Here is a 4915-nt window from a genome sequence, read left to right on the forward strand (position 1 = left end):
CGCGGTCAGCAACTCGTCCGGCGCGCCAATGTAGTAGCCCGCCACCAGATCCGTGTAGCAGAGGCTGTCCGCGTACCGCTCGACCTTGTCCGGCGCTCAACCATTGTATGCATTGGAAACTGGTAGACTTGAGTGCAGGAGAGGAGAGTGGAATTCCATGTGTAGCGGTGAAATGCGTAGATATATGGAGGAACACCGGTGGCGAAAGCGGCTCTCTGGCCTGTAACTGACACTGAGGCTCGAAAGCGTGGGGAGCAAACAGGATTAGATACCCTGGTAGTCCACGCCGTAAACGATGAGTGCTAGATGTAGGGAGCTATAAGTTCTCTGTATCGCAGCTAACGCAATAAGCACTCCGCCTGGGGAGTACGACCGCAAGGTTGAAACTCAAAGGAATTGACGGGGGCCCGCACAAGCGGTGGAGCATGTGGTTTAATTCGAAGCAACGCGAAGAACCTTACCAGGTCTTGACATACTCGTGCTATTCCTAGAGATAGGAAGTTCCTTCGGGACACGGGATACAGGTGGTGCATGGTTGTCGTCAGCTCGTGTCGTGAGATGTTGGGTTAAGTCCCGCAACGAGCGCAACCCCTATTGTTAGTTGCCATCATTAAGTTGGGCACTCTAACGAGACTGCCGGTGATAAACCGGAGGAAGGTGGGGATGACGTCAAATCATCATGCCCCTTATGACCTGGGCTACACACGTGCTACAATGGATGGTACAACGAGTCGCGAGACAGTGATGTTTAGCTAATCTCTTAAAACCATTCTCAGTTCGGATTGTAGGCTGCAACTCGCCTACATGAAGTCGGAATCGCTAGTAATCGCGGATCAGCACGCCGCGGTGAATACGTTCCCGGGCCTTGTACACACCGCCCGTCACACCACGGGAGTTGGGAGTACCCGAAGTAGGTTGCCTAACCGCAAGGAGGGCGCTTCCTAAGGTAAGACCGATGACTGGGGTGAAGTCGTAACAAGGTAGCCGTATCGGAAGGTGCGGCTGGATCACCTCCTTTCTAAGGAATATATACAAAGACGTGAGCATTCAACTTTATTCAGTTTTGAGGGGTTTAGTGATAAACCTAAGCAAGAATCAAATTCTTGATTGTGGGGCCTTAGCTCAGCTGGGAGAGCGCCTGCTTTGCACGCAGGAGGTCAGCGGTTCGATCCCGCTAGGCTCCATTGTCAGACAAGACGTTAAAATCACTTGAACATTGAAAACTAAATAACAATATCTAATAACGATAAATAAACCAAAAGCTGTGAATTTTAAAGAATTTACAAACTTATACTTGAAAAACGATGATTATAAATCATCATGGCAAAGTTAATAAGGGCGCACGGTGGATGCCTTGGCACTAAGAGCCGATGAAGGACGTGACTAACGACGATATTCTAGGGGGAGCAGTAAGTACGCATTGATCCCTAGGTCTCCGAATGGGGAAACCCAGCTGCTACTAGCAGTTATTCATGAGTGAATACATAGCTCATGTAAAGGTAACGCAGAGAACTGAAACATCTAAGTACCTGCAGGAAGAGAAAGTAAAAACGATTTCGTAAGTAGCGGCGAGCGAACGCGAAGAAGGGCAAACCAAGAAGCTTGCTTCTTGGGGTTGTAGGACTGCAACGTGGACTTAAGCATTATAGTCGAATAACCTGGGAAGGTTAATCAAAGAGGGTAATAATCCCGTAGACGAAATAGCGCTTATACCTAGCAGTATCCTGAGTAGGGCTGGACACGCGAAATCCAGTTTGAATCCGGGAGGACCATCTCCCAACCCTAAATACTCCTTAGTGACCGATAGTGAACCAGTACCGTGAGGGAAAGGTGAAAAGAACCCCGAGAGGGGAGTGAAATAGCACCTGAAACCGTGTGCCTACAAGAAGTTCGAGCCCGTTAATGGGTGAGAGCGTGCCTTTTGTAGAATGAACCGGCGAGTTACGTTATGATGCGAGGTTAAGTTGAAGAGACGGAGCCGTAGGGAAACCGAGTCTGAATAGGGCGACTTAGTATCATGATGTAGACCCGAAACCTAGTGACCTATCCATGAGCAGGGTGAAGGTGTGGTAAGACGCACTGGAGGCCCGAACCAGGACACGTTGAAAAGTGTTTGGATGACTTGTGGATAGCGGAGAAATTCCAAACGAACTGGGAGATAGCTGGTTCTCTCCGAAATAGCTTTAGGGCTAGCGTCGAAATGTAAGTGTATTGGAGGTAGAGCACTGTTTGGGTGAGGGGTCCGTCTAGGATTACCAATCTCAGATAAACTCCGAATGCTAATACACATGTTCGGCAGTCAGACTGCGAGTGCTAAGATCCGTAGTCGAAAGGGAAACAGCCCAGACCAACAGCTAAGGTCCCAAAATATATGTTAAGTGGAAAAGGATGTGGGGTTGCACAGACAACTAGGATGTTAGCTCAGAAGCAGCTATCATTCAAAGAGTGCGTAATAGCTCACTAGTCGAGTGACCCTGCGCCGAAAATGTACCGGGGCTAAACATATTACCGAAGCTTTGGATTGATATTTTATCAATGGTAGGAGAGCGTTCTTAACCGCGATGAAGGTATACCGTGAGGAGTGCTGGAGCGTTAAGAAGTGAGAATGCCGGTATGAGTAGCGCAAGATAAGTGAGAATCTTATCCACCGTAAGACTAAGGTTTCCAGGGGAAGGCTCGTCCGCCCTGGGTTAGTCGGGACCTAAGGCGAGGCCGAAAGGCGTAGTCGATGGACAACTGGTTGATATTCCAGTACTAGATATGATCGTGATGGAGGGACGCAGTAGGCTAAGAGATGCCAGTTAATGGATTCTGGTCTAAGCAGTGAGGTGTGAGATGTGTCAAATGCATTTCTCTTTAACATTGAGCTGTGATGGGGAAGCAACTACGGTTGCGAACTCTCTGATGTCACACTGCCAAGAAAAGCTTCTAGCGTAAAGTCATATCTACCCGTACCGCAAACCGACACAGGTAGTCGAGGCGAGTAGCCTCAGGTGATCGAGAGAACTCTCGTTAAGGAACTCGGCAAAATAGCCCCGTAACTTCGGGAGAAGGGGTGCTGGTGTAAAAGCCAGCCGCAGTGAATAGGCCCAAGCAACTGTTTATCAAAAACACAGCTCTCTGCTAAACCGCAAGGTGATGTATAGGGGGTGACGCCTGCCCGGTGCTGGAAGGTTAAGAGGAGTGCTTAGACGTAAGTCGAAGGTATGAATTGAAGCCCCAGTAAACGGCGGCCGTAACTATAACGGTCCTAAGGTAGCGAAATTCCTTGTCGGGTAAGTTCCGACCCGCACGAAAGGCGTAATGATTTGGGCACTGTCTCAACGAGAGACTCGGTGAAATTTTAGTACCTGTGAAGATGCAGGTTACCCGCGACAGGACGGAAAGACCCCATGGAGCTTTACTGTAGTTTGATATTGAGTACCTGTAAGTCATGTACAGGATAGGTAGGAGCCATTGAAATAGGGACGCTAGTTTCTATTGAGGCGTTGTTGGGATACTACCCTTGACTTATGGTTACTCTAACCCGCTGGCATAATCGGCCAGGGAGACAGTGTCTGACGGACAGTTTGACTGGGGCGGTCGCCTCCTAAAGAGTAACGGAGGCGCTCAAAGGTTGGCTCAGATTGGTTGGAAATCAATCGTAGAGTGTAAAGGTAAAAGCCAGCTTGACTGCGAGAGCTACAACTCGAGCAGGTAGGAAACTAGGACTTAGTGATCCGGTGGTACCGCATGGAAGGGCCATCGCTCAACGGATAAAAGCTACCCTGGGGATAACAGGCTTATCTCCCCCAAGAGTTCACATCGACGGGGAGGTTTGGCACCTCGATGTCGGCTCGTCGCATCCTGGGGCTGTAGTCGGTCCCAAGGGTTGGGCTGTTCGCCCATTAAAGCGGCACGCGAGCTGGGTTCAGAACGTCGTGAGACAGTTCGGTCCCTATCCGTCGCGGGCGTAGGTAATTTGAGAGGATCTGTCCTTAGTACGAGAGGACCGGGATGGACTTACCGCTGGTGTACCAGTTGTTCCGCCAGGAGCACGGCTGGATAGCTATGTAGGGAAGGGATAAGCGCTGAAAGCATCTAAGTGCGAAGCCCACCTCAAGATGAGATTACCCATTCGTAAGAATTAAGAGCCCAGAGAGATGATCTGGTAGATAGGCTGGAAGTGGAAGAGTTGCGAGACTTGGAGCGGACCAGTACTAATCGCTCGAGGACTTTACCAAAAGAGTCAAATATAATATGCTTATGGTTTAAAAGTTAGAAGAATTGTTATTTAGTTTTGAATGTTCAAGGTAACATTTAATGATTTGGTCATCATTGCGATGGAGATACACCTGTTCCCATGTCGAACACAGAAGTTAAGTCCATCTACGGCGGAAGTACTTGGGGGTTGCCCCCTGGGAGATAGGCGAGTGGCCAAGTGAACTGGAGGAGCTATGGCTCCTCTTTTTTTATCTCACTAACGAGATTCAAGAGATAGGATGTATAAATAAATAAAAAAGACCTCTCGGGCCTTTTTTTATTTAACGATTTAGAATAAACTCTGATTTAATTGCTAGTTGCTGAATTTCTTTGGAAGTAGCCAATTCAAATGCACAACGTCCTACTTGTTGAAAGTGATTATTTACGGTTGGAATATTGAGAACCTGACCAGATATTAAGGATTCTTGGCCAATAATAACAGGTTTAGGTATTTTTTGTTGTTCAAACCAATGCCAAACATTAGCAGCAATATCATCAGAATTAGCAAATATTGCATCAAATTGTGTAAGTTGGAGCCCCAATTTGTAACCGTCTGCTGAAGATACTGCACCCGTTTTTATTTGCTCATCTCTTACTTTTTCTTCGTATATTTCTTTATAGGTTTGGAGAGTAACAGATGTAGTTGGACTTTTATAACGTGCAAAGAGAAACC

The 4915-nt window shown here is 47.8% G+C and carries 1 protein-coding gene, 1 tRNA gene and 3 rRNA genes; 4 read left to right on the forward strand and 1 reads right to left on the reverse strand.

Annotated elements, in window-relative coordinates; all coding sequences use genetic code 11:
* The 4 genes from ABZV77_RS42560 to rrf all read left to right on the forward strand — a co-directional run.
* A 16S ribosomal RNA gene (locus tag ABZV77_RS42560) occupies positions 1-1018 on the forward strand; the annotation flags it as partial.
* A 93-nt stretch (positions 1019-1111) separates the two neighbouring features.
* A tRNA-Ala gene (locus ABZV77_RS42565) sits at positions 1112-1184 on the forward strand.
* 138 nt (positions 1185-1322) lie between these two features.
* Positions 1323-4223: ribosomal RNA gene (locus ABZV77_RS42570) — 23S ribosomal RNA — on the forward strand.
* 83 nt (positions 4224-4306) lie between these two features.
* Positions 4307-4422: ribosomal RNA gene (gene rrf, locus ABZV77_RS42575) — 5S ribosomal RNA — on the forward strand.
* A 101-nt stretch (positions 4423-4523) separates the two neighbouring features.
* Here rrf and ABZV77_RS42580 read toward each other — a convergent pair.
* On the reverse strand, positions 4524-4915 hold a 392-nt coding region (locus tag ABZV77_RS42580; RefSeq protein ID WP_356268771.1), incomplete at its 5' end, for a hypothetical protein.

This window comes from Streptomyces sp. NPDC004732 (genome assembly GCF_040609235.1).
In the GTDB taxonomy this organism is placed as follows: Bacteria; Actinomycetota; Actinomycetes; order Streptomycetales; family Streptomycetaceae; genus Streptomyces.